Origin of the sequence: Paraglaciecola mesophila, assembly GCF_009906955.1 — a bacterium.
Taxonomy (GTDB): domain Bacteria; phylum Pseudomonadota; class Gammaproteobacteria; order Enterobacterales; family Alteromonadaceae; genus Paraglaciecola; species Paraglaciecola mesophila_A.
This window is the reverse complement of sequence record NZ_CP047656.1, coordinates 4224145-4248629: the sequence shown is the minus strand read 5'-3', so window position 1 is coordinate 4248629 and position 24485 is coordinate 4224145. Positions and strand designations below refer to the sequence as shown.

22 protein-coding genes are annotated in these 24485 nt (G+C 44.9%); 5 read left to right on the top strand and 17 right to left on the bottom strand.

The genetic code is table 11. The features are described 5' to 3' along the window. The first annotated feature begins 26 nt into the window (after window positions 1-26). Together FX988_RS18065 and srmB are read left to right on the top strand one after the other, a co-directional pair. Complete coding sequence (locus FX988_RS18065) at window positions 27-683, top strand: dUTP diphosphatase (protein WP_160181480.1); 657 nt, start codon at window positions 27-29, stop codon at window positions 681-683. A gap of 87 nt (window positions 684-770) precedes the next feature. Beyond that, the gene (srmB, locus tag FX988_RS18060; protein WP_160181479.1) at window positions 771-2009 is read left to right on the top strand and encodes an ATP-dependent RNA helicase SrmB; all 1239 of its coding nucleotides are present in this window, start codon (window positions 771-773) and stop codon (window positions 2007-2009) included. Between the two features lie 197 nt (window positions 2010-2206). On the opposite strand, the gene FX988_RS18055 is transcribed toward srmB, so the two are convergent. From FX988_RS18055 to FX988_RS18040, 5 genes are all read right to left on the bottom strand, one after another. Beyond that, window positions 2207-2824: an alpha/beta hydrolase gene (locus tag FX988_RS18055; protein WP_254700659.1), complete on the bottom strand. Its 618-nt coding sequence runs from the start codon at window positions 2822-2824 to the stop codon at window positions 2207-2209. 12 nt (window positions 2825-2836) lie between these two features. Further along, window positions 2837-3037, bottom strand: coding sequence for a hypothetical protein (locus tag FX988_RS21785; RefSeq protein WP_254700658.1), 201 nt, complete (start codon window positions 3035-3037; stop codon window positions 2837-2839). Continuing rightward, window positions 3022-3687: a fibrobacter succinogenes major paralogous domain-containing protein gene (locus FX988_RS18050; RefSeq protein ID WP_302849961.1), complete on the bottom strand. Its 666-nt coding sequence runs from the start codon at window positions 3685-3687 to the stop codon at window positions 3022-3024. Before FX988_RS18050 ends, FX988_RS21785 begins: the two co-directional genes overlap by 16 nt. 35 nt (window positions 3688-3722) lie before the next feature. Beyond that, window positions 3723-4673: an SDR family oxidoreductase gene (locus FX988_RS18045; protein ID WP_160181477.1), complete on the bottom strand. Its 951-nt coding sequence runs from the start codon at window positions 4671-4673 to the stop codon at window positions 3723-3725. 452 nt (window positions 4674-5125) lie between these two features. Continuing rightward, complete coding sequence (locus FX988_RS18040; protein WP_160181476.1) at window positions 5126-6262, bottom strand: energy transducer TonB; 1137 nt, start codon at window positions 6260-6262, stop codon at window positions 5126-5128. A gap of 207 nt (window positions 6263-6469) precedes the next feature. Here FX988_RS18040 and FX988_RS18035 point away from each other — a divergent pair, with 207 nt between their 5' ends. Then, a complete protein-coding gene (locus FX988_RS18035) occupies window positions 6470-7075 on the top strand; it encodes an XTP/dITP diphosphatase (RefSeq protein WP_160181475.1) in 606 nt (201 codons plus the stop codon). Continuing rightward, window positions 7065-8288 carry a radical SAM family heme chaperone HemW gene (gene hemW / locus FX988_RS18030; RefSeq protein ID WP_160181474.1) on the top strand — a complete coding sequence of 408 codons (1224 nt, stop codon included), beginning with the start codon at window positions 7065-7067 and terminating at the stop codon, window positions 8286-8288. Before FX988_RS18035 ends, hemW begins: the two co-directional genes overlap by 11 nt. A 17-nt stretch (window positions 8289-8305) precedes the next feature. Here the strand turns inward: hemW and FX988_RS18025 are convergent, their stop codons facing one another. The 11 genes from FX988_RS18025 to FX988_RS17975 all read right to left on the bottom strand — a co-directional run bounded on the left by FX988_RS18025 (window position 8306) and on the right by FX988_RS17975 (window position 21303). Beyond that, window positions 8306-8962, bottom strand: a complete 657-nt coding sequence (locus tag FX988_RS18025) for a DNA-methyltransferase (RefSeq protein WP_160181473.1) — start codon at window positions 8960-8962, stop codon at window positions 8306-8308. A gap of 114 nt (window positions 8963-9076) precedes the next feature. Further along, window positions 9077-9856 carry a YggN family protein gene (locus FX988_RS18020; protein ID WP_160181472.1) on the bottom strand — a complete coding sequence of 260 codons (780 nt, stop codon included), beginning with the start codon at window positions 9854-9856 and terminating at the stop codon, window positions 9077-9079. Window positions 9857-9946: 90 nt separating this feature from the next. After that, window positions 9947-10444, bottom strand: a complete 498-nt coding sequence (locus tag FX988_RS18015; protein ID WP_160181471.1) for a DUF1566 domain-containing protein — start codon at window positions 10442-10444, stop codon at window positions 9947-9949. A gap of 1 nt (window position 10445) precedes the next feature. Continuing rightward, window positions 10446-12158, bottom strand: a complete 1713-nt coding sequence (locus FX988_RS18010) for a DUF1566 domain-containing protein (protein WP_160181470.1) — start codon at window positions 12156-12158, stop codon at window positions 10446-10448. Window positions 12159-12412: 254 nt separating this feature from the next. After that, on the bottom strand, window positions 12413-13126 hold the full coding sequence (locus FX988_RS18005; RefSeq protein WP_160181469.1) for an LrgB family protein: 714 nt from the start codon (window positions 13124-13126) through the stop codon (window positions 12413-12415). Window positions 13127-13141: 15 nt separating this feature from the next. Then, window positions 13142-13522: a CidA/LrgA family protein gene (locus FX988_RS18000; protein WP_160181468.1), complete on the bottom strand. Its 381-nt coding sequence runs from the start codon at window positions 13520-13522 to the stop codon at window positions 13142-13144. A gap of 64 nt (window positions 13523-13586) precedes the next feature. Further along, window positions 13587-14945 carry a PEP-CTERM-box response regulator transcription factor gene (prsR, locus tag FX988_RS17995; protein ID WP_160181467.1) on the bottom strand — a complete coding sequence of 453 codons (1359 nt, stop codon included), beginning with the start codon at window positions 14943-14945 and terminating at the stop codon, window positions 13587-13589. A 25-nt stretch (window positions 14946-14970) separates the two neighbouring features. After that, entirely contained in the window at window positions 14971-16989 is a 2019-nt protein-coding gene (prsK, locus tag FX988_RS17990) for an XrtA/PEP-CTERM system histidine kinase PrsK (protein WP_160181466.1), read from the bottom strand. A gap of 59 nt (window positions 16990-17048) precedes the next feature. Next, entirely contained in the window at window positions 17049-18173 is a 1125-nt protein-coding gene (locus tag FX988_RS17985; protein ID WP_160181465.1) for a beta-ketoacyl-ACP synthase III, read from the bottom strand. A gap of 329 nt (window positions 18174-18502) precedes the next feature. Beyond that, window positions 18503-19852: a glycerol-3-phosphate transporter gene (glpT, locus tag FX988_RS17980; RefSeq protein WP_160181464.1), complete on the bottom strand. Its 1350-nt coding sequence runs from the start codon at window positions 19850-19852 to the stop codon at window positions 18503-18505. A gap of 152 nt (window positions 19853-20004) precedes the next feature. After that, window positions 20005-21303, bottom strand: coding sequence for an MFS transporter (locus FX988_RS17975; RefSeq protein WP_160182232.1), 1299 nt, complete (start codon window positions 21301-21303; stop codon window positions 20005-20007). A gap of 251 nt (window positions 21304-21554) precedes the next feature. Between FX988_RS17975 and FX988_RS17970 the strand changes: the two genes are divergently transcribed. Continuing rightward, complete coding sequence (locus FX988_RS17970; RefSeq protein ID WP_160181463.1) at window positions 21555-23951, top strand: fatty acid cis/trans isomerase; 2397 nt, start codon at window positions 21555-21557, stop codon at window positions 23949-23951. Between the two features lie 164 nt (window positions 23952-24115). Here the strand turns inward: FX988_RS17970 and FX988_RS17965 are convergent, their stop codons facing one another. Further along, complete coding sequence (locus FX988_RS17965) at window positions 24116-24355, bottom strand: hypothetical protein (protein ID WP_160181462.1); 240 nt, start codon at window positions 24353-24355, stop codon at window positions 24116-24118. Window positions 24356-24485 lie beyond the last annotated feature (130 nt).

Sequence of the window (24485 nt, the reverse complement as noted above, 5' to 3'; positions counted from 1 at the left end):
GATAAACAGAACACACAAGGCTTACCATGTTATCCACCACTCAATTAAACACCATGCTAACACTGCAAGACGGCATGAACCGTAAAGTAAACCCTCAATGGCTTAGCGCCAACTATGCGTATTTACGCGCCGCTATGATTGAATCGGTTGAAGGCATTGAGCACCATGGTTGGAAGTGGTGGAAAGCCCAACATAAAGACTTACCTCAATTGCAGATGGAATTAGTCGATATATGGCACTTTGCGTTATCGTCAATCATCATTCAGTTTGAAGGTGACATAGTGCAATCTTCTAGCACGATTGCCCAGCAACTTGCATCAAATACCAGCAGTGTCACCTTTGATGGTAAAGACTATGATTTCACTCGCTTAGATATACTGGATAATTTACAACTCATGGCAGGCTTGTGCGCCGCCAACCGTTTTGACGTACCTTTGTTTATCAAAATTGTTGAGCAAGCAGATATGAACGCCAACGAGCTTTATCGTCAGTATGTGGGTAAAAATGTTCTAAACTTCTTCCGTCAAGATAACGGCTACAAAGAAGGTTCCTATTTAAAGCTATGGAACGGCCGTGAAGACAACGAGCACCTAGTCGAGGTCTTAAATGCCTTAGATATTGCCCTGCCTGATTACAGCGACCAGGTGTATCAAGGTTTACAACAGCGCTACCCTAGCAACTAGTTACGCAGTTAGCACACATTCTCGGAGGCTGAATCAAATTCTGGTCTCCTTAATATTAAGTACAACGTTAAGAAGCATATATACGCCATGTTTGAGCAATTAGAATTAGATGATGAACTTTGCCGCGCAGTCGCCGACTTAGGCTACAGCGAACCTACCAGTATTCAACAGTTGGTTATTCCTGCGGCGATGGAAGGCAAAGACATACTCGCATCCGCCCCAACGGGCACCGGCAAAACCGCTGCGTTTCTATTGCCTGTATGCCAATTCTTACTAGACTACCCACGCCGTCACCCGGGCTCAACGCGTATTTTGATTTTAACGCCGACCCGAGAACTCGCCCAGCAGGTGTACAACCAAGCACTTGAATTAAGTCGCTACACAGACATAGTTTGCGGCGTTATCACAGGTGGCATTAACTACGGTACCGACAAAGACACGCTTGAAAAAAATCTCGATATACTTGTTGCCACGCCAGGTCGTTTGTTTGAACACATAGAGCAAGAAAGCTTTGATTGTCGCGATATTGAATGCCTGATTTTAGATGAAGCTGACCGCATGCTTGATATGGGGTTCTCATCCATCGTCAATCAAATTTCAGCAGAAGCGCGCTGGCGTAAACAGAGCATGTTGTTCTCTGCGACCTTAGAGGGCGCCGGCATTAGCCGTTTTGCCAAAGACATACTTAACGAGCCAGTGGAATTAGAAGCCGCTTCAAGTCGCAAAGAACAAGGCAAAATCCATCAGTGGCTGCATCTGGCCGATGACGCCAAACATAAATATGCCTTGTTAAAGCACATTCTCACCCATCAAGTTGAATCTGCCGTGGTGTTTGTAAAAACCCGTGACCGCTTAAACGAGTTAAAGCAAATACTTGAGCGTGACGGTTTTACTGTGTGTTGGTTACAGGGTGAAATGCCTCAAGACAAACGCAACCTGTCGATGGCTAAATTTCGCTCTGGTGAAGTCAAAATATTGATTGCCACCGATGTCGCGGCGCGCGGTATTGATGTTGAAAACATCAGTCATGTTATTAACTATGATATGCCGCGCACCGCAGATGTATACGTACATCGTATCGGCCGCACTGGCCGTGCCGGTAACAAAGGCACCGCGATATCTTTGGTTGAAGCCCATGACATTGCCATAGTGCCGAAAATCGAACGTTATACTCAGCAACCTCTAAAGCGCCGAGTGATAGACGAACTACGCCCGAAAAACAAAGAAGCCAAACCACCAGCCAAAAGAAAAATCAGCAAGCGTGCGAAAAAAGCTGCCGGGATCCCGCTGAAGAAAAAAGCCAAAAAGAAAAAGAATCGCGGTTAACACTTTGCTTTAAGCGCTGTCTTTCGTGGAGCAGCAGGGACCGTTATATTTGCTGATAAAACCTAGATGGTTGCGGTCCCCCAAATCGTTGCACACAGCAATGACTGGGGGATATTTATGATTTGCATTCACTCACGCTTAATACCATTACGACGTAGCGACACCTTATACCGATTCCATTAAATAATTGGTATTAATCAAAAACCACTGGACGCATTCTGAGGGAGGCATTGATTCATGCGGGTTGGGATAAAATGAGCTGTTTGTAAAAAGTGTACTGTTTGCTTTGCCACTTCTGCGTTATAACGCATCTGAGAATGACCCACGTCAATCGTAATAAAATCACTCATGCTGTTTAGCTTTGCTGATGCTACCGAGACCAAACCGTCATTTGGCCCATTAAATCGCGCATTGGTTAATGCCAACGGTTTTGTGCCTGCAATCACACCTAACTTTACGCCTGAATTCTTCTTTATGTCATCTAGGTTGTTACCTAAGCTTTTATCCCCAGTTACTAATGCCCGAGAGACTCCCCCAGCGGCTTTCATTAACCACGAATCACTTATATAGTCGGCTAATTCACTGCCTTTGTTGGGGGTACCAATAAGTACAACGTGCCCCATCCGCTCCTTTTTCAGTTTATGTTGGTTATTTGGATTATTTTGTAAATAGGCGCGGATCACCAATCCGCCAAGGGAATGCCCGACAAAATGTACTTTAGGGGCTTGTTCTATACAAACGTCAATTTGTTTGCTCGATTGCGCAATAGCTTCAGCAACGCTAACACCAAAGGTCGCATAGTTTAAACGGCACACTTTGTACTGAGCTTATTCCAATCGCTGTGCTAAGCGCCACATTGCCCAGTCACTTCTTCCCAAACCATGAGCAAGTACCACTAGCTCATCATCTGGTTGATATAACTGGGCTTCTGTCTTTGAGTTGGCGCACCCCACTAAGTGCAAAACGACACATAAAATCACGCCCTTAACCATTGCATCATTTAGCGTTCTAACTAGTTTTTTACACATCGAACCGACAACATATAACTCTTTTTAAGGGTGGTTCGGCGCACTTCCCCTTTGTGGGAATTCCACCACGAATAAGCCAAGGTTCGCGCATAGGCATTCTTTTTCGTTGCGCTGCTACTGGTCCAAAATTCGCTATACATGCCTTGAGTGATATACCAATGACTGAGCTTTACCCCAGCAGGGCGCGCAGCAAATTGATATTTATTGACTTGCGACTGATCAAACTCTTTAAATAAGGTGTTTGGCTGCTCGGCTTTAAGGGTAATTGCAATGTCGTTCTCTCCTCTCCACCCTTGCCTATTTAAATCAGATTCAGCGATCCCTATGGCACGTTCGAGGGCTTTCCAATCACTGTCTGAAGCAACACGCCACCCTTTTGGACAAATATTTCGCTCATCAACCACATCATGCCAATCATAAAGCCTACCGTAGGGCAAAAGGTTCTTTTGATCATCATCAGGAATGAACCCCGTATTGACCTTTGTTCCATCCTGAAAGGTGGTCGTCCTTAAATTTTCAGCTAGCCAAATTTGCCCGCCAATTTCCACCGTTTGATAGGTGTTTCCTTGACTGTCTTGAACGGTATCGCTGGCTGTTGAAATAGCTGGCGTCAACATAAAAACTCCTACCATTAGAATGACTTTTCTCATTATTATTACCTAAAAATAAGCCGTTTTTAGCTCGCTTAAATTGACCAATTAAAGGATGTTTCCTTCTCAGACAGAACCCACAACTTAGTTAACACGGCTTTGTTTAAAACAAATGACTCAAGCTTTCCCTCACCAACCGGTCCACCGAAATTCATGAGCCCGGTAGGCCCGTAGTAAGCACGCTCTTTTAAGCCCATATGAGTGGCACACATTACCTCTGGGTACGCGCCTTTTTCAGCCGTTTGAGCTAAGCCTATCTTGACCATAAACGACCAAGACATTCGGGTCATAAAACTTGCACTGTCTCTGATAAGTGAGGTGTTTGATGCGCCAGGATGACAAACGTACACCTTCACCTCTTTGCTGGCGGCTTTAATTCTGTCTTGTAACTCATAAGCAAACATCATTTGGGCAAGCTTACTTTGGCTATAGACCTTATTAGGATGATAGTTGTTATCCCAATTCATATCGTCAAACTGGATGGTTCTTAAGCCCATTTTGTGCCCTTCACTGGATACCACGACGATCCGTCCTTGCGACGCTTCAATTCTTTCAAAAAGCAGCCCACAGAGTAAGAAATGTCCGTAGTGATTGACCCCAAGCTGGCTTTCAAACCCATCTACCGTATGCTGCTGAGTGGCAATTTGGGCGATGGCCCCATTACAGATAAGCGCATCAATTTTCGCTACTTTCGCTAAAACCTCATTTGCGGCTTGACGTATTGATGCAAGGTCCGCTAAATCCATACGGATGTAACTTGCCTTGGCTGCTTGGCCAAATTCACTTTTTAGCTGATTGATGGCTGCTTCTGATTTCGTAGGGTTACGGTTCAACATCACCACATTCGCCCCTTTAGACAGCAAAATACGCGAAGCCTCAAACCCTGCACCAGTGTTCGCACCCGTAATAAGAAAAGTCTTACCCTCTTGTGAATCGAGAAGTGCTGGTGTCCAGCCGTTAGGGCCAAATTGATTGTTAGTGGTCATAATCTACCTTTGAATATTCGTATAAACAGTCACACTATGCTTTGAACATAGGCCTGTGACCGAAGATGTCTTTGTGGCAATATAAAAACTGCATCATGAGATGCATTATAATATTCAAGTTGATTACTTAGCAGGCGAGATAATCGCTAAAAATTGCCTATTTGTATCGTTTTGATAATTTTGCGATGCTGCGCTATTGATACAATAGTGCACCAAGTGGCATAACCTTGCATCGAAGGGGAAAGCTCATCGAGCCGGTATCCCCATCATAAATAGCGGTAGTGTTAACGATATTAAGAGCGGTATTGAAAGTGGTATTGAGAGCCCACGAAATAACGCCCCGCGTTACTAGCCTAATGTGCGTTTGTACTGCTCCATCTTGGCAGCTAGGTGTATTTGGTGACAGGGGCGTATTTACGTGAGCGAATATGCCCCCTCTAGCTAGTCGAAAATTAGCTTTGATTACTTTGCGAGGGCACTTCGAGTAGGGTGAACTGGCTATCGGTTACACCAACGACTCTTACGCTGCAACGCCCCCAACTTGCAGGGATGTTCCATGTGCTGTCAGTCGTGGCTGTGTATAATTCTCTTTTGTTATGGCAACGCAACTCCACGGTATTAAGCGTACCGTTCACGTTGCTTAAACTAAATGCATTTCTGCTTAATTCGTGCCACCAATCACCGTCTTGTTTAACTTCACCTGGAATAGAAATCACCTGATCACTTTCGAGTAAATCAACTATTTTGGTTACGTAAGGTTTGAGTAGAGCGATATTCTTTTTGTTATCTTCTTGCGTTTCTACGCGCTGAAATGTTTCTAAGGCGCCAAGGTATTGCGACTGATTTAATTGCAACACAAACAGTCGATTTAGCAACACGCGATGAGCTTCATTACCCAAGTATTCGCCTTTTTTGTCAGTGCTTAGAATACGTTCGACGTATTTAAGTTCTGAAACCTCATCGTTTTGCGCCATTGCCAAGTCAGCCCGTAACAACGAATAGTAGGTAAACTCTATGCTATTGAGCAAGCCCTTGTCTTTCATGCTTTCACTCAAATCGCGCGCTAAGGCAATATCATTGCTGTTTAAGGCTTCACGCACACTTTGATAATTACGCTTGAACTTGCGTCTAACACCTTTTTGCACTCCGTCTAACTTAAAGTCCATTTGTACATCGTTGTGACATTGTTCGATTGGTTTACCATCAACATACGCTGGGCTGTATTCCCAGCTTTTCAATGCCCTGATGGCCGCATTCTCAAAATCTTCTATGCCACTTGAATCAACGACCACTATGTTATTGACGCTACCATCGGTACCTACCACATAATTCAGTTGTACCCAGCCCTCGGCTCCCTTGCGGGCCATGCTTATAGGGTATTTGGGCTCGACCCGCTTTACAGGTTTAGGCATCTTCGCTGACTCTAAAAGCACTGTACTTGGTTCACTCACGGTAATTGGCTGCGCATTTTCGTCGGTATGCACATTTGCGCCGGCTTGAGAGGGGGTGTCGTTAGCGTTAGCGGCTAAGGCATAGCTGGCCATCAGGCTTGCGCTACTTACAATAAATAATTTAGCTGGGATAATCATCAAGCATCCTTGCATTTGTTGAGGGTGAATTTATTACTACAACAGTAAGACTAAATAATTTACCACTTCACAGCAAGGGCGAATTGCCAAACACACCTTTAATAAAAATGAGCAAATGAGCGTTAAAAGAGCGCCATTGGGCAATATCAATTATTGCCCGAAACAGGTAAAATTCATGCAAATCTAGACAAACCAAAGAGCTCCCCTGTGACGCGTAAAATCGTATTAGCCACCGGCAACCAAGGCAAAGTGTCTGAATTAAGTCAGTTACTGACTCCTCTTGCAGTAAACATTGTTCCACAGAGCGAGTTTGACGTACCTGAAGTGCCTGAAACCGGTACCACCTTTGTTGAAAACGCTATAATCAAAGCGCGCCACGCGGCCAAAATCACCGGCTTACCTGCCATCGCTGATGACTCAGGTTTAGCGGTTAATGCCCTAGGCGGAGCCCCTGGCGTTTATTCCGCACGCTATGCAGGCAACAATGCTACCGATAGCGACAATATTGATAAATTACTCGGGGCGCTAAAAGATATCGAGCCGGCTAAGCGCCAAGCTCGGTTTTTATGTGTGTTGGTGTATATGCGTAGTAGTGAAGATCCAACGCCTATCATTTGCCAAGGTGAATGGCATGGAACCATCACCCATGAACGCAGCGGTGACAGTGGCTTTGGTTACGATCCTGTATTTTGGGTAGAACAAAAGCAGTGCACATCTGCGCAGCTAAGCAAAGCGCAAAAGAATGCCCTAAGTCATCGCGGCCAAGCCTTACAACAGTTGCTGGTTAAATTGAGCACTGAACTTGAACACTAACGTGCATTCTGCCAACGGCACACCTGAGGCACATACAACGCTTAGCGCAAGCCAATCCAAAACACTGCAGTTGCCGCCAGTGTCTTTGTATATTCACATTCCTTGGTGCGTGCAAAAGTGTCCCTACTGTGATTTTAACTCCCACGGGCAAAAACAAGCGACACTACCTGAGGCCGAGTACGTCAGCCATTTATTGGATGATTTAGCCCAGGATGCCAAGCTAATTGGTGGTCGAACAGTACACAGTATATTTATTGGTGGTGGCACCCCTAGCCTGTTTTCACCCGAGGCTATTGGCAGGTTATTATCAGGTGTTCGCGAACGCGTAAATTTAGCAGCCGATGCCGAAATTACCCTTGAAGCAAATCCAGGTACAGTGGAAAGCGAACGCTTTACGGGGTTCGCTAAAGCCGGCGTCAACCGAATTTCTATCGGGGTGCAAAGCTTTCAACAAGAAAAGTTAGCAAGACTCGGCCGCATTCATGACGAGCACCAAGCCCTCAATGCAGCAGGTTACGCCCGTGATGCGGGTCTCAATAGTTTTAATCTTGATTTAATGCATGGCCTGCCTGAGCAGTCCATAGAAGACGCCTTGTCTGATTTGCAACAAGGTATCGCACAGCAACCGCCACATTTATCTTGGTATCAACTGACCATAGAGCCCAATACCCAGTTTCACTCCAAACCGCCTACGCTGCCAGAAGACGACATACTGTGGGACATACAAGAGCAAGGCCACGACATGCTCATTGCAGCAGGTTATGAGCAGTATGAAATATCAGGCTACAGCTTGGCGGGTCAGCAGTGCCAGCACAACCTGAATTATTGGCGTTTTGGAGATTATTTAGGCATAGGCTGTGGTGCCCACGGCAAAATCACTTTGAAAGATACAGACCAAATAGTGCGTACAGTGAAGGTGAAGCACCCGAAGGGGTATATGGATCTCACTCGCTCGTACATGCACCAGCGTCATACCGTGCTAGACGAAGAACTGCCATTTGAGTTTTTTATGAATCGCTTACGTTTGCTAGAACCTTGCCCTAAACAAGATTTCACTGATTTCACCGGATTAAAACTTGATGAGCAAACAACGCTAATAACCAATTTAGCCAGTGCAGTGAAAAAAGGCCTGCTTGCTGAAACAGCTACCCATTGGCAGGTCACTCCCCTGGGTAGGCGTTACCTCAATTCATTACTAGAAATGTTGGTCTAAAGATCCCACTACTTAAGCTATTCACGTAAGCGCTTTGCAGCATGCTCATGTGCCGAGGGCGCTAGATCCGCACCTTGCCATTGCCGATTTAAGTTTTGCGCAGCCACTAATGTGGCTCCTGAACCAAAAAAAGGGTCAATAACCAGCTGTCCCGCCGTCGAACTTTGACTTATCAGCTTTTCAATCAATGGCACTGGCTTTTCGGTGGGATAACCTCGCCAGACACGCTTTTCTTGCAGTACGTCAGGCATGCCTAAATCTTGTAATTTACGTTTGCCTTTTTCAAAAAAAAGAATAAATTCATAACGCGCCCGATAATGATACCCCATGCCAATGGCGCATTTGTCCCACACTAGCGGTTTCCAAAATTTAAAGCCCGCCGCCTCTGCCAATGGTTTGATTTCGAACATGGTTTCTTGGTCACAAAATAAATAGAAATGACGGTTGTTCTTGAGCACACGGTAGATTTCTTCTACTAGCGCGACAAAACGTGCATTGGGAAAAATCGCAAACCAGTCATTGCTTGATGACTTGCTGTGTTTTAGTCGAGTGGTGGTCCCTTTGGCACGGTGTTTTTCTAAAGATTCGTAAGGCGGGTCAGTAATGACCAAATCGACACTGTTGGCGGGCAAGCTTTGTAGCCATTCAACGGCATCTAGGTGAAACAAACGCATGTAAGTACTTCTGACAGCTGAAAAACGGCGGCTATAGTATATTATTCTGGGTAAATAAGCAGTTTGAATCCAACAGACCCACACCAATTTTTCGCCCAAATTGATGTGAAAAATTTAATGGGTGTGGCCTTGCTCACTGGTAACGACATCGTATTTAGCAAGCTGGGGAATATCACTGCGTAACCTATCTTCAACACGATCTAAACGCTTAAACTCATTGCAAAACCAATGTGCTTTTTGCTGTAAAGTTTGACTTTTCGGGCTGAATTTCTGGTCAATAGAATTGCCAATATTGTCAATTTTTTCAGCCAATTTCGCTATTTTTTCTTCGGTGCTGGTGCTTTCTGAGACCAAGCCACCGATCGCTGATAAAATTCCTCCTAACGAGGTATTCATCGCTTCTTCTATCTGCGCTTCAAGCTCACGGTCGACTAAATCATCAACATTTTCTAAGGTGCCAGGCCCCATATAGAAATTACTGCCGGCATGAATAAATTTTTCTTTTACTCTAGATTGCACTCTGGCCAAAGATGAACGTAGTTTTTTGTAACTATCATGCTCTTCACCCACTAAACCAATATACACGTGCTCAACTGTTTCAATCGCCAGCTCAACACCTTCACTGGCGAGCAAAATCATTTTCGGTACAACATGATGTACGCCATCGGCCAATTCTTTTAACTCAGCTTGTTGTTTCGCAGTCAGCGTAACCCACTGCCCTTGCACAATAAGCTGGTCATCATTGTTTATTTGATAAACCGTGCGGCTATTATCAATGATACGAATTTGGTCGCTTGTCACCACCAAACCGTAGTTTAACTCTACATTACACTTATAATCGGCTTTGACGCTAGTCACGTATAAGCCCAAGAAAATTAACCACAAAAAACGCATATAAAATCGCTAACCTAAAAAGACTGGGATAGTGTGACCACTATCCCGATATTTTTAAAGTAGGATACGATAATCGAATTAAAATACAGGTTAATCGACTGTTCTGACCAGTCTGGTATAGACAAACAAGCTTTTTTCTTTCAACGCATTACTGCTGTTAAAAAAGGCAACCACCCATGCTCGCTCTGCATCAAGCAGTGACGGAGTGGATGTCCAATAATCATCTGACAAGGTATTAGGAAACACTGTTCCGTTGATTGCCGGGCGCACACAAGCTCGCTCAGTTAAGGTGGCAAGTTCTTTTAAATTAGGCACACGCCATCCGCTGTAACCAGCAAAGGTATAACCATGAGCTTCATCTAAGGCCTGTTGCCAATTCAATTCATCGGCTTCCCCGACACAGCTCTCATCACTGTAGGTTTGCCCTACACTGCATCGCATCCACATTAAGCCACTAGCCGTATGCGTGGCCGTTCCGTCGGTATTAACGACAAATTGCGCTTCATTCGCTGTCTCATTGACATCATCGAGACACGTTTGTGCATAGCTGCTGACAGTGAAGAACATTAAAAACAGTAACTTTTTCATATTATCGACCTGCTCTGACTAAGCGTACGCTAGCCGCTGTAGATTTATTTAAAAAATTGTCGTTTCCGCTAGCAAAGTCAATTGCCCACGCATTTTGTGCCGCTTCGTTTGTGCCATCAACACTGGCCTGTGACGTCCAGTACCACAAAATACTGGTTTGCCCGCTATCCGCATAGGGAAAGTAATCTGTATCCAACATTGGACTTGTTGATTTGCCAAAGTGAACAATAGACAGCAATTCATTGTGGCTGGGCAATTTCCAATCGTAAAAACCGCACAAACCTTCATTATTCACCGCCTCAACAAAAGCCTCTGTGTTGCAGTTCCCCAACGTACAGCTTGGCGTAGCTGGATTTAATGGCCCACTATAGCCGCCGTTGTTTTCTTCTGAGTACCAGCTGTATGTATGCCGCCTGCCGTGTAAATCACCAGTGGTAGTCTTAATCTCCCACACCAATCCCGTGACATTGTCGCGCACGCAGCGCCAAGGTTGGCTAATATCGTCGACTTCATCACCAATGTTGTCTAACCGAGTAAAATCGAAGCCACCTTCACCGCGCCCTGCTTTAGTTAACATGTTGTTGGTGGCTATAACATCACGGCCACGCTGGCCGTCTTGTCCCGGATAATCCCCTTGATGAGAGCTATTAATGGCGTTTGTGCTGCCCTGTCGTGTTACCCCGGTATCGTTAATTAAACTGCGGGGAAAGGGTTTTACCGTAACGCTTATACTGTCATCGACTTCATTGTTGTTTGCATCCGTCACCTCTAGCGTAAAGGTCAGTACCTGACTGGTGCTAACCATAGGTGCAACAGCGTAGGTTTGCAGGACGTTGGCGTTAGCAATTTCAGGCTCTAGTGAAGAATCCGTTAACCATAGGTAGGTCAGTGGTTTCGCTGAAGGAATACTGGTGTCTGCTACACCTGATAATACAATACTTTCCCCAGAAAACACTTGGTGATCAACTCCAGCGTCTACCGTTGGTACGTTGTGGCTTGCGCTTAAAATGGTCACCGTTAGCGCTTGGGTGTTTGTTGCGCCTTCTTGGTCTGTCACAGTCAACTCAAACGTTAAGTCATTATCTTCATCGCGAATAGGGGTTGTGAAAGTAATGCTGCTTGCATCTCGACTCACCCCAGTTAGAACGTCAACTCCGGCAAGTTGTTGCCATTGATATGCGGCAATAGGGTCATCTGCGTCCGTCGCATCAGCATCTGAGCTGGTATCTCCTAATAAGGTAATTTCACGCCCTGCTGGTAACAGGTTATTTGAAAAACCATCTATGGGCTGGTAGGTAATTCGCGCCTCTGGAGGCGTATTAAGGGGTAACACCGTGACGTCTAAGGTGTCAGATCCCACATTGCCATTGCCGTCAGTCGCTTGCAGCGTAAGGCGATAGGTTAAGGTCTCTGTTGTGGTCGGTGCGACAAATGATGCGACCCCTGTTGTTGTATCATCATGAGTTATCGCTAAAGCGGGAGATGACGACCAAGCAAAAGTAAGGGCATCTGTGGTTCCTACAGCGTCACCCTGCAGGCTGACTGTTGTTCCTTCATTCACAGTGGCACCTGGACCCGCGTTCACTATGACATCCGGCGTATTATTATCATTCGAATCAGAAGAGCCACCACCACCGCCACAGGCGGTTAAAAAGACACTAGTGAAAATCACTAACAGCCAATATTGAACTGGATTACTCGTTATTTTGTGCATAATTTTACTAACCCGTAAGGACTTCACCTCACGTTTACAACGCAAGGTAAGTGTTAACTTAACGAAAAAGTTAGCAGTATTCGTACCACTAGGGCATGTTGATCTTTTTTGTTCGTTTTTGCTGCGGTCGTCATGGAAGCATTTTACTCTTTGTCACAGTCCTTTGACTTAGCCCACTAGGCCCGCACAGGACAGTTTCGCGATTAAAACGCTTACACTTAGACCGAAATTCGTACAGCAAAGAGCAACACGCCCTAGCTAAATAAAAAGAAAAGTAGCGGCAGCACGATAGCAGTAAGCACACCATTAATACACAAACCTAAAGTGGCAAACGCACCAATTTTTTGGTTCATTTGAAACCCTTGTGCGGTACCAATGGCGTGGGCTACCGTGCCAAGTGCTAAGCCCTGAGCAGAGGCAGAAGTAATCTTAAAAATACGATAAACCACAGACGCGAAAACCGCCCCTACAATACCCGTAAAAATAACAATCACTACGGCAAGTCCCGGAATACCGCCAATATGTTGACTGGTTTCTATCGCCAATGGGCTGGTAATGGACTTAGTTAGTAAACTCAGTCTGACGTGGTTGTCTAGTGGCAAAAAATAGAGTCCCGCAAGGGCTAAAACAGGGGCAATCAATCCACCAATCAAAATGGGAAGCATAATAGCCAGCGTATTTTGTCGAATACTACGTAGCTGCGTGTATAGCGGAACAGCCAATGCCACGGTAGCAGGCCCTAATAACCAAGTAAGTACATTAGTATGAGCTTGATAAGCCTTGACCCCGACCCCAACGTAGAAAAGCACAACCGCCAGAAGGGCAATACAGAAAATCATTGGATGAAATACAGGGCGGCGTCCTAATAGACGAAAGATAACTAATGAGATTAAATAAACGCCTATGGTGATAGCCAACCAAATAATGGCAGATAAGTACGGATTGTGGGCGCTATAGATGCTTAGCATAGCTTGGGCTCTGGGTTACTCATTATCATCAGATATAGGCGCATTAGCCGACTTGGCTTGTAATAGACGCTGGCAAATCCACGCGGTAATACCAAGGCTAAGCAAAGTGCTGATAACAATACTTAACACTAACCACGGCAGATTATCTGCGAGTGTTTCTGCGTAAAGTAAAATTCCCATAGTGGCAGGGACAAACAACACCAACATATGCCCAAGCACAAATTGAGACACTATTAGTAACGCGTTAGGAATGCGCTTAAGCCATATTAAGCCTAGCAGCAATACCAATAGTCCCAGTAAGGAGGCGGGCAGCGGAATAAAGGTGCTAAGGCCTAAACCAATAAACCATAGACCAACCAAAGACAATAACGCCAAAGCGTATTTAAACCACTGCATATACGCATATCCAAAACTAAAAACGTTCTACACCAATACCAGCGCCCTTAATTGCCAATGCATGTTAAGAGCCCGTTTTAATATCCTCTAAATGGTATTTATCAATCAATGAATACAAAGTTGGACGCGTCACACCAAGCAATTCTGCTGTTCGTGACATATTGCGTTCTGCCACCTGGAATGCATAGCGAATGGCCCTACTTTCAGCCTCTTCACGCACTTCGCGCAGGTTCAATGTGCGCATCGCATTTTGCTCTTCGTTTACTTGCAAGCCTAAATCATCCGGTTGAATATAAGCAGACTCTGCCATAATCACTGCCGACTTCAGTTTGTTTTGTAACTCGCGAATATTACCTGGCCAACGATGCTGAAGCATGGCTTGTGCTGCGCTGTCACTGAAACCTTTCACCTTCGTTTTAAAGTCTTCGTTGTATTGATTTAAAAAAGTTTTACCGAGCAAAATCACATCGTTTCCACGATCGCGCAGCGGCGGGATCATGATATTAATCTCACCAATACGATAATATAAATCTTCTCGGAAGGTTTCCTCGGCCACCATAGCAGTTAGGTCTCTGTGGGTTGCACATATCACGCGAATGTCTACCGGGATCTCAGTACGTCCCCCCACCCGCTCGATGACCCGCTCTTGCAAAAAGCGTAGCATCTTCGCTTGTAAACCGACGGGCATATCACCGATTTCGTCCAAAAATAGGGTACCACCTTGGGCGCTTTCAATTTTACCAGGCGTGGTTTTGTTCGCCCCAGTAAAAGCCCCTTTCTCATAGCCGAACAACTCACTTTCGAGTAAATTTTCTGGTATCGATGCACAATTGATGGCCACAAACGCTTTGTTTTTTCGTAAGCTGTGTTCATGAATACTGCGAGCAAATACTTCTTTACCCGTGCCGCTTTCGCCTAACAACAACGTGCTGATGTCAGTCTGCGCAATACGCTCCGCTTTTTTACTTACCGCTAAAATCTGCTCGCTATTACCAATGATCCGATCCATTGAAGGTGCAACAGCAGACAAATGACGATTCTCTTTTTCTAAGTCATAAAGCTGAGCCGCTCTGCTGACCAAAACTTGAATGGTGTCTGAGTCGATAGGCTTTTGGTAAAAGTCATACGCTCCAAGTTCAATGGCTTTTAACGCATTGACTTTGTCGTTATTGCCAGTCACGACTATGACTTTGCTGTTAGGTGATAAAGCAAGAATTTCCTGCAGGGCCGCTAAGCCTTCTGTGGCATTTGCCGGATCAGGTGGTAAGCCTAAATCAAGGGTGATCACTTTGGGCTCGTGACGACGCAATTGCGTAATAGCCGATGTACGATCATCTGCGAACACGACCTCATACCCTGAGAAGCTCCACTTCAATTGTTTTTGAATACCTAGGTCGTCATCGACCACTAAAATCTTTTCCATGCCTTTATCCTTGCAACCTATTCTATTAGTTCGCTGGAATGTTCAATGTGAAGACTGTACCAACATTTTCTTCACTTTGAACATATAAAAATCCACCTATTTTTTCTAAAAATGTTTTTGCATCGTAAGCGCCGATCCCCATACCGGCATTGCCTTTTGTGGTATCAAATGGGGTGAATAAACGTTGCTGAATAAATGCTTTGCTCATACCCGAGCCGTTGTCAGATATAGTCACCACCATTTGCTCACTTTGCGGCTCGTGACTAACCACAACCCGCACGAAACCATCATCAGCCGTGGCTTGCTGGGCGTTGCTGATCAGGTGATACATTACATTAGCGAATTTGTCGTTATCAAGTACCACCTCAATTTCACTCTTGACCGTTAATTCAGCCTTAGGCAATTGCGTGGCGCAGCGCTGTTCGATCACCTTCTCTATGCACGTTGACACTCTACACAAACGTTGCTGGCTAGCAGGCTCTGCATTCTTCTCAGAAAGCTGACGTAGCATTTTGTCCATTCTTGCTTTGGTGTGATGCAAGGTCTCAAAGGTATCGTCAATAAATTCAGGATTATCCTTATGTTGCTCAGCATTACATAAAATCAGATCGATTTGTGCCAAAACATTTTTCAAATCATGTAAAACAAACGCCGACATACGGGTAAACGCGGCAAACTGCGCGTTCTCAGCCACTTCCCTGGCCGCTTCATGATGAAATAAGAAATTCGTGATTTGCGCAGTCACTGCCGTCAAGTAATCACGCAACTCCCAATTCAAACTGCGCGACGTATCATTTGTGTTGCTCATCAGGACTGCGCCCCACAAAGTATCATCACGATAAATAGGAATGACCAATTGAAACGGGATCTTATTTAATATCGCGTGATTCACCTTTAACCCCTCGTAAACATAGGGCTTGGTACGCAATTCAGTCATATCAATAATCCAATTCTTTTGCTCAAAAAAGTCAAAGAACTGCTGCACAACCCCCTGCTGCTCTTCACATAGAGGCTCAGCTACTTGGTCGGCCAAATACGCGACTTTATTATCTACCCGCTTGATAAATAAGCCTGACTGATAATCCATCGCTTGAAGAAAAGCATTGAGCACTGTCTGATAAACCGTTTGACCAGGTTGATTGCTTTCTAGCGATTGAGTCAACTTAACCCACTCATGACGATAATCAAATTGGTTTGCGAAAAAGTGCTTAGTAATAAACACCTTGACCTTAGTACGGAAACTAGCAGATAAGAAGACGGTGGCTAACAAGGCGAGCGAGAGGAATATCAGGGTAACCTGTATGGTGGTGCTCCACTCACCGCCATAATATTTAACCACATAGCCTATCAAAGACATGACAAACAAATAGCAACCAGCCACTAACAATAATGAACTGTGCAGCACGACTTCACGGCTGACAAATATGTCTACACCCCAATGTTGAACTCGTCGAATAGCAAGTACCAACAAGGGAATCAGTGCGGTGTAAATGAAGCCTCTGGCAGCAATGTAGGTAAGGTCAATTTGCTCGACCATAAGTGCATTTGCGAAGGTCACAAATTCAAATAAATTCGTGGCGCCTAAATATAAGATCAGAGGTTTGAACGCCCAGCGGTTTTCCCCCGCTTGGCGATAAATGATTTCCAGCAACACCAAAACCTGTAAAGCCAATAAGGTTTGCAGCAAAAATAGCCAATTGTCATTGACATCAAACCCCAAAGGAATGATCAGGCCCGTTATCGGCAAGGCTAATATAAGCCAAGTTTCGGGTCGGGTTAATACCCCGAGTAAACTGGTAAAATTATCTTTTAAGCACGCCGCCAGAAAAAGCAGCCAGAAGAGTTGTTTGACGTTATCAAAAACAATCAGCCGTTCGACCGTCATTTCACTGATCAGAAACGGTGACAAGGACCACACACATGTAGCAGCTGTGGCTAATATCAATAAATATTTTGCCAAACCCGACTTGCGCGACGTTAACAATAGCAGCAATAACAATGCGTATCCTAGTGCACTGGCTGCGTACCCCCAAACTGCTAACATAGTGATGTGTCCTCGACGTTATTTTTCTTGTCGTATTTGAACGTCTCGACGTTACAAAATTACCTTTTTCTTACCAATAAACTGCCAATAGAGTAACCTGCGCCAAATGAGCACAGCAAGCCATAGTCACCTGCTTGCAAGTCTTTATGGTACAAATTAAACGCGATAATGGAACCAGCAGAGGCGGTATTAGCGTATCGATCAAGTACGATTGGCGCTTCTTCTAGGGTCGCTTCACGACCCAGTAATTTTTTACTGATAAGGCTATTCATGTTGATGTTTGCTTGGTGCAACCACCAACGCTTCACATCTGCGCTGGTTAATTCATGGCGCGCAAGGTGTTCGCTAATATGTTGTGCTGCCATAGGACAAACTTCTTTGAAAACTTTGCGCCCTTCCTGATGGAACAGTTTATCAGCACCGTAAGGGTCAACATCATTCGCCCGGCTAACATACCCAAAGTTTGAGCGAATGTTATTCGAGTACTGAGTGACCGCTTTAGTACTTAAAATATCGAACACATGTTCTGATGTTGCCGTATCAGCATGTTCCACTACCATAGCGGTTGATACATCACCAAAAATAAAATGGCTGTCACGATCACAATAATTAACTTGCGGTGAGGTTAGTTCAGGGTTAATCACCAACACACCTTTCGCTGTGCCTGCACTGATCATTTCATAGGCGCGATGCAACGCAAACGTCGCCGCTGAACACGCCACCAGCATATCAAAACCAAATCCTTTAATGCCAAGAGCTTCTTGCACTTCAATGGCTAAAGCAGGGTACGAACGCTGCGTATAGGCACAAGATACAATCACTACGTCGATATCATCAGCGCTTTTATTTGCCGCTTCAAGGGCCAATTTAGCTGCATTAATTGCCATTTCAGCTTGATCAGATAAGGCGTCTTCTGCACGCTCAGGAATGGCAGGGCGCATCCGATTAATATCAAGTACGCCATCTTTCATGTAACAATAACGGCTGCGTATGCCTGAGGCCTTCTGAATAAATTCGGCACTGGATAACGGCTTTGCTGTCACAGAGCCCGACTCAATCTCATGGGCGTTTTGTTGATTAAACTGCGTCGCATACGCATTGTAAGCATCTACTAACTCTTCGTTTGAAATGCTGTGTGGAGGATTCCATAATCCTGAACCACTGATCACTACAGAATTTGTCATGTTTGTTTTTCCACTTTAAATACCCCCTTAGCTTATCGCTTTGCCAATGAAATGTCATGAATGTTCAGGCGTTTAGCTAACTAGGTAGATATATTATTGCATTTTCATGACAGCCTGCGCGAGATACCATAGATATATCAAGGGGTCAGGCGCATTCAAAGACAAAGAAAATCTGTAACAAACCGCAAAAATCAGATACTCAGCCGATACGAACGCTCTGCCACACCTGACTACGATTTTTTCTGAAGATATGATTTCAGCGCGAGCTTGCTAAAAGCATAGTGAGACAAGCGCCTCACCATGCTGCAATTGGTGATAAACGGCAGCCCTTAAGCTTCTCGCTGATGACTTTCATGCGCAACTTCATGCTTTAACGTCAAAGCAATGAGCAGAATAGCGCCAATACATCCACCGACTAATAGTACAAAACCGCCATCCCAACCGAAATGATCAACTGTGTACCCCAAGGCAATATTAGCGACAACGGCGCCACCTAAATAACCGAATAATCCGGTCAGGCCGGCAGCAGTGCCTGCGGCCTTTTTAGGCACCAATTCTAGGGCAAATAAACCAATCAGCATCACGGGGCCGTAAATAAGAAAACCGATTGCCATTAACGCTACAATATCAATAGTTGGGTTACCTGCAGGGTTCAGCCAATAAATTACCACAGCCACTAGCACTAATAACATGTACAAGATAGCAGCGGGCGCGCGGCGTCCTTTAAACCAACGATCACTAATCCAGCCGCATAATAGGGTCCCAGGAATGCCCGCCCACTCATAAGCGAAATAAGCCCAAGAGCTTTTGTCGAATGAGAAGTCTTTCACTTCGTATAAATAGGTCGGCGCCCAATCAAGCACACCGTAACGAATTAAATATACAAACGCATTTGCTACAGCTATGCACCATAACAATTTGTTGTTCAGTACAAATTGCATGAATATTTGCTTGGCTGTGAGCTCTACTTCGTGGCTTTTTGAATACTGTGCAGGATAGTCATTACGGTATTCCTCTATAGGCGGCAACCCGCAAGACTGCGGCGTATCGCGCATCACAAAGTATATAAACACAGCAATCAAGGTTGCCGCAACAGCGGGCACATAAAATGCGCTGTGCCAGTCATTAAACCAAGCCATACCCAAAATAAACAAAGGGCCGATTAAACCGCCCCCCACATTGTGAGCAATATTCCAAAACGATACCGTTTGGCCTCGCTCATTTCCTGAGTACCAATGCACCATAGTGCGCCCACAAGCAGGCCAGCCCATACCTTGAGCCCAACCATTGATAAACAGTAGAATGAATATACTGGCCACACTCTGGGTGGCCCAATCAGCGAAACCGAATAGAAACATCACGCCTGAGGATATCAACAAACCAGTCATCAAAAAGTAACGAGGGTTACTGCGATCAGACACACTGCCCATTAAGAATTTACTCAGTCCGTAAGCAATCGATACGGCCGACAGAGCAATGCCTAATTGTCCTTTGGTAAAGCCTTGCTCTTCAATCAGAAAAGGCATCGCCAATGAGAAGTTTTTGCGCACTAGATAGTAGCCAGCATATCCCACAAAAATACCAATAAAGACTTGCCATCGCAGGACTTTATATTCTTTATCTATTTCTTCTTTAGGGAGTCGAGGTTGGTGTAAAGCAGGTTTAAAAATACCGAACATAGATTTACTTTTTACTTATAATTTTACTAATTAAACCAGATGTTCAGCGTCAATGATATGTTACGAACATGACAATTTAACCGCTTTTGGGCGGGTAAAACCGTTTTATTGTGGATTATATTGTCGGAGTAAAAAAACAGCTTCCAATGGTTTTAGGCGCTTGCAGCTTGAAGCTTGCGTATTTTATTAACCTTTAACGCTAACAGTAAAGCGCAAAGACAGCCGACAAACATTATGCCGGCCACAAATAGAAAATAGTATCCAAAGCCCTCTTGCCCCGCATCTAACATCCGCCCTGAAATCGAAGCGAAGAATATATCAGGCGTAAACCCAAGCACCGATATGATCCCCACTGCTGTGCCTGTTGCTCCCATACGTATCTGACTCTCATCCACCAGTGCGAAATAAATTCCCCGTAAGGCGAAAACCGCAAAAAAAGTAAATAGCAACATCGCCAACACTAAGGTTATTGCCGCATTAAAATGTGTCATCCAAGCAATACCGACAAACACCAGCCCGAGTGCGGCAAATAAAAAGTAAGTCATTTTACTGGTGCGTAAGCGGTCTGCGAGCATTCCAGCGACAAGCGCGGCCACCGGGCGCATATAGCTTGAGAACGTAATAAATTGCGCCCCTTCTACCTGCGACCATCCATAATGTTGCACCACGAATAGACTGTAATTATCCAGCGCTTTATAACCACAATACGCACAAATGACGATACCCCCCTGCAGCCAAACTAAAGGGTTAATGAGCGTTGAACCTAATGATGAAGCTGGTAAGGGTTGTTCTTGAAGTTGAATATCATCGTTTGCGCCCGACTCAGCTTGCACACTAACAAAAAACCAAGTTAGGCCTGCCGCGAGTGCCGTCAAAACTGTGTAATAGAGAATAAGCAAACGCATAGCATCAAATGCTTCTCCTGCGTTACTGAAGTCGCCCTGTGGGTTAAACGTGCCAAAACTTAGCAGCAATATTCCCACACTCGCGAATAAACTCGCAGCTAGGCCACGCCCACCGTCGAGCAAACCAAAAGCAAACCCTTGGCGATGAGAAGGAGCGGAAAGCCGAGTGGCTTTGATCATAGCCGCCCAAAAAACTAAAACAGTGGTCGCTCCCCAGTAGGCGAAAAGTAATGTGAGTCCAAAATGGCTGGGGCCGCTAAGTAAATATAACCCGCCTAGCGCAGTGGCTAGCAGAGAAAAACTCATTAATCGATTTGGGGGGTATTTATCGGCGATGATGCCACCAGGGAAATAAGACAACATGGCCACAACGCCATAGACTGCAAAAATATCACCTAACTGAGTATTGGTAAGTCCAAATGCCTGTAAAAAGGTAGGACGAAAAAAGCGCGCTAAATGAAACGGCAATGCAAAAATGAGCTCCCCCGCCAATATGATAATGAGCATATGCCCCATTACCGATGTCATCTTGCCTTCACGAACCATAATCAATTAAACGCCTGTTAACTACCTTTCGGTAGGGTTCCTGTTTTTACCATTCCTGTCAACAAAGGTGGCAACACCCTAGCTCCAAAACAGCCCGAACTCACTGACTCACCCGCCCTGAAACACCCATACTGGGTATTCCAAAGTTGAGTTGCAGCACTGTACAAGATAAACTGCGTGCCAAAAACAGCTATCCACTCTTTACGCGTTATTTTCAATGGAAATTAACGTGACTGCCCCAATGGACTCATATGCAAAACACACACTCTAGATGGATTAAAATATTCATCGCCGTCATTCTTGTATGTTCCGGTTGCGCGACCATTGCAAATCTAGATTTCAACAAGCTTTACGGCCACGAAAACACTGAAAACCGTGCCGCAGCAAGTGTCACCCAAGCTACCCTTGAAAGCCCGGCAACCAGCTTTTATCAAACAAAGGTCGCCCCCGTAATCGAAGGCCGTTGCGTGGTATGTCATGCTTGCTACGATGCGCCCTGTCAGCTAAAAATGAGTTCACCCGAAGGGATTGAACGAGGGGCTAATAAAGAAATGGTTTACCATGGCTCACGTATTCTTGCCGCCACGCCCAATCGTTTGTTCATGGATGCATTAGGCGCCAAGCAATGGCGTTATCGCGGCTTTTATCCTGTTCTAAATGAACGTGAACAAAGCCCAAGAGCCAACACACAATCGTCTGTTTTAGCTAAAATGCTAATGCTTAAAAAGCAACATCCGCTACCTGATGAAAAATTGTTGGACGAACGATTCGATGTCTCTATCGATCGAAGCCAGCAATGTCCTACCATTGCTGAATTTGACGGCTATGCCAAAAGCCAAGCCTTCGGTGGCATGCCATACGCGCTGCCAGAGCTAACTGACGCAGAGCATAATATTCTAATGTCATGGATAGACAGCGGTGCATACATGCCTGCCCGCGCACCGTTAACTGACGCGCAAGCACAAGCGGTAGATGCGTTAGAGCAGTTTTTAAATGGCGACAGCTTAAAGATGCAGCTAAGTGCCCGCTATATTTACGAACATTTGTTTAGCTCTCATTTGTATTTCAGTGAAATAACCGAGCCGGATACGCAACCTACCTTTTTCAACCTTGTACGTTCTAAAACCCCTTCAGGGCAAGCTATTGATGTCATTCCTAGCCGTCGCCCGTTTGACGATCCAGGTGTAGCACGGGTTTATTATCGCTTGCAGCCCGTCATGTCGACCATAGTTAACAAAACACACCAGCCCTATGCTATTCATCAGGAACTCACAGATAAATGGCAGAAGTGGTTTGTCGATGCTGACTATCGCGTCACTGAATTACCCAGCTATAAACCAAAAGTGGCGGCGAACCCGCTAACCGCGTTCACGCAACTCCCTGAGAATTCGCGCTATCGCTTTATGCTAGAGCGGGCACAAAATACCATAATGGGATACATCAAAGGGCCTGTTTGTCGCGGCCAAGTCGCATTAAACGTGATCAATGATCGCTTCTGGGTATACTTTGTTAAACCCGAAGTAGTTGATTCACCAAAAATCAGTGATTTTTACGAATCTCAGAAAAACAACCTGCGCTTACCGGCTGAACATGAAAGCACCGCGTTAGCAGTTACTTGGCTTGAGTATGCATCACGCCAAGGTGACTACATGCGCGCAAGGAACAAATTTATGGCCACAGCGTTGGAAGACGGCCAACATTTTACCGAAAAGGATATATGGGCCGGAGACGGCGACAATGACAATGCAACGTTAACTGTGTTTCGTCACTTTGATAATGCCACTGTGATTAAAGGCTTAGTGGGCAAACCACCTAAAACAGCTTGGGTTATTGATTATGCCTTACTTGAGCGCATACATTACTTGTTGGTTGCCGGCTTTGATGTGTATGGAAATTACGGCCATCAGTTAATGACACGTCTGTATATGGATTTTTTACGCATGGAAGGTGAATCAAACTTCTTAGCGTTTTTACCTCCAGACACACGTCACAAAGAATTGGCTTCTTGGTATCAACACGCAGGGCCAGAATTAACTGAGTTTGTGGAAGGAAAAATAAACCCTTTTGATCAGCCTAGCGGCATACAATTTACCACCAAGGATCATAAAAAAGAATTGTACAGTATTTTTGCTGAACACGTGAAAGATGTACAACCCAACCGTTACCGGCTACAAGACAGTGAATTAGGCGACAACAGTAAAGCTCTGCTTGGGCAGCTAGCAAATATCAAAGGTACCAGCGCCTCAATTTTACCTGAATTAAGTATGATCATGGTCCTGCCCACAGATAGTGACGAGCCTGAAATTTTCACCCTGGTACGCAACAGCGCACACTTCAATGTCAACAGCTTGTTTTCTGAAGATGCAAACAGAGACTACGCTAACGATGATGTGACCCTAGTGCATGGATTACTCGGCAGTTACCCTGATGTATTCTGGCGAGTCAAAGAAACTGATTTAGCCAAATTAGTAGCTAAAGCTCAACAGATCAAAAGTGAACAAGATTACCAAGCATTCCTAGATTTATTTGCAGTACGACGGACAGCAAAAGATTTTTGGCAATTCAGTGATAAACTCAATCAAACCTTTATGAAGCATAGTCCGATTGAAGGTGGCCTGTTAGATTACAACCGCTTAGAGAATCGCTAAGGCGTATAATCGATACCAATAAAAACGATTCAGGGGCTGTTTTACAGCGCCCTGAATACAAATCCTAAATTCAAATTACGTGAGGCTATAAAAGAGGCTCACATAATTTGTTGCTTACGTCTGCGCATTCCCACAAAACTAAAAACTAAGACTAAACGAAGAAACTAGAGTTTATCAGTATCTAACGCTTCTTGGCGTTCACGTTCATACTCTTCAAACCGTTTTGCTTCGATGTTTTTACAGTCTCTAAATTGCACATCAGACAGTGCTGCGCGCTCGCACTCACTTTTCTGATAAGACTGCCCTACTTTATACAGTTGCTTGTTGGTACATGCCGATAGGGCGAGTACTAACAGAGCGAACGTGGCCGAATGTTTTAAATATCGTGGATTTGCATTCATCATAAATGTCCTTTTATTCATACGTATAATGCTAAGCCTAAAGCCCATAAGGTAAAGTTGACTAGGGTTAGAAGCTGCGATGCTCACAAAAGTTCAAGTTCCATTTTAAGCATTATACCCACCGCAGAGCATG

Bases quoted from the DNA above. Each gene is read 5' to 3' on its own strand.
- FX988_RS18065 (WP_160181480.1), top strand. From the start codon at position 27: ATGTTATCCACCACTCAATTAAACACCATGCTAACACTGCAAGACGGC.
- srmB (WP_160181479.1), top strand. From the start codon at position 771: ATGTTTGAGCAATTAGAATTAGATGATGAACTTTGCCGCGCAGTCGCC.
- FX988_RS21785 (WP_254700658.1), bottom strand. From the start codon at position 3,037: ATGTGTAAAAAACTAGTTAGAACGCTAAATGATGCAATGGTTAAGGGC.
- FX988_RS18050 (WP_302849961.1), bottom strand. From the start codon at position 3,687: ATGAGAAAAGTCATTCTAATGGTAGGAGTTTTTATGTTGACGCCAGCT.
- FX988_RS18045 (WP_160181477.1), bottom strand. From the start codon at position 4,673: ATGACCACTAACAATCAATTTGGCCCTAACGGCTGGACACCAGCACTT.
- FX988_RS18040 (WP_160181476.1), bottom strand. From the start codon at position 6,262: ATGATTATCCCAGCTAAATTATTTATTGTAAGTAGCGCAAGCCTGATG.
- FX988_RS18025 (WP_160181473.1), bottom strand. From the start codon at position 8,962: ATGCGTTTGTTTCACCTAGATGCCGTTGAATGGCTACAAAGCTTGCCC.
- FX988_RS18020 (WP_160181472.1), bottom strand. From the start codon at position 9,856: ATGCGTTTTTTGTGGTTAATTTTCTTGGGCTTATACGTGACTAGCGTC.
- FX988_RS18015 (WP_160181471.1), bottom strand. From the start codon at position 10,444: ATGAAAAAGTTACTGTTTTTAATGTTCTTCACTGTCAGCAGCTATGCA.
- FX988_RS18010 (WP_160181470.1), bottom strand. From the start codon at position 12,158: ATGCACAAAATAACGAGTAATCCAGTTCAATATTGGCTGTTAGTGATT.
- FX988_RS18005 (WP_160181469.1), bottom strand. From the start codon at position 13,126: ATGCTAAGCATCTATAGCGCCCACAATCCGTACTTATCTGCCATTATT.
- FX988_RS18000 (WP_160181468.1), bottom strand. From the start codon at position 13,522: ATGCAGTGGTTTAAATACGCTTTGGCGTTATTGTCTTTGGTTGGTCTA.
- prsR (WP_160181467.1), bottom strand. From the start codon at position 14,945: ATGGAAAAGATTTTAGTGGTCGATGACGACCTAGGTATTCAAAAACAA.
- prsK (WP_160181466.1), bottom strand. From the start codon at position 16,989: ATGTTAGCAGTTTGGGGGTACGCAGCCAGTGCACTAGGATACGCATTG.
- FX988_RS17985 (WP_160181465.1), bottom strand. From the start codon at position 18,173: ATGACAAATTCTGTAGTGATCAGTGGTTCAGGATTATGGAATCCTCCA.
- glpT (WP_160181464.1), bottom strand. From the start codon at position 19,852: ATGTTCGGTATTTTTAAACCTGCTTTACACCAACCTCGACTCCCTAAA.
- FX988_RS17975 (WP_160182232.1), bottom strand. From the start codon at position 21,303: ATGGTTCGTGAAGGCAAGATGACATCGGTAATGGGGCATATGCTCATT.
- FX988_RS17970 (WP_160181463.1), top strand. From the start codon at position 21,555: ATGCAAAACACACACTCTAGATGGATTAAAATATTCATCGCCGTCATT.
- FX988_RS17965 (WP_160181462.1), bottom strand. From the start codon at position 24,355: ATGATGAATGCAAATCCACGATATTTAAAACATTCGGCCACGTTCGCT.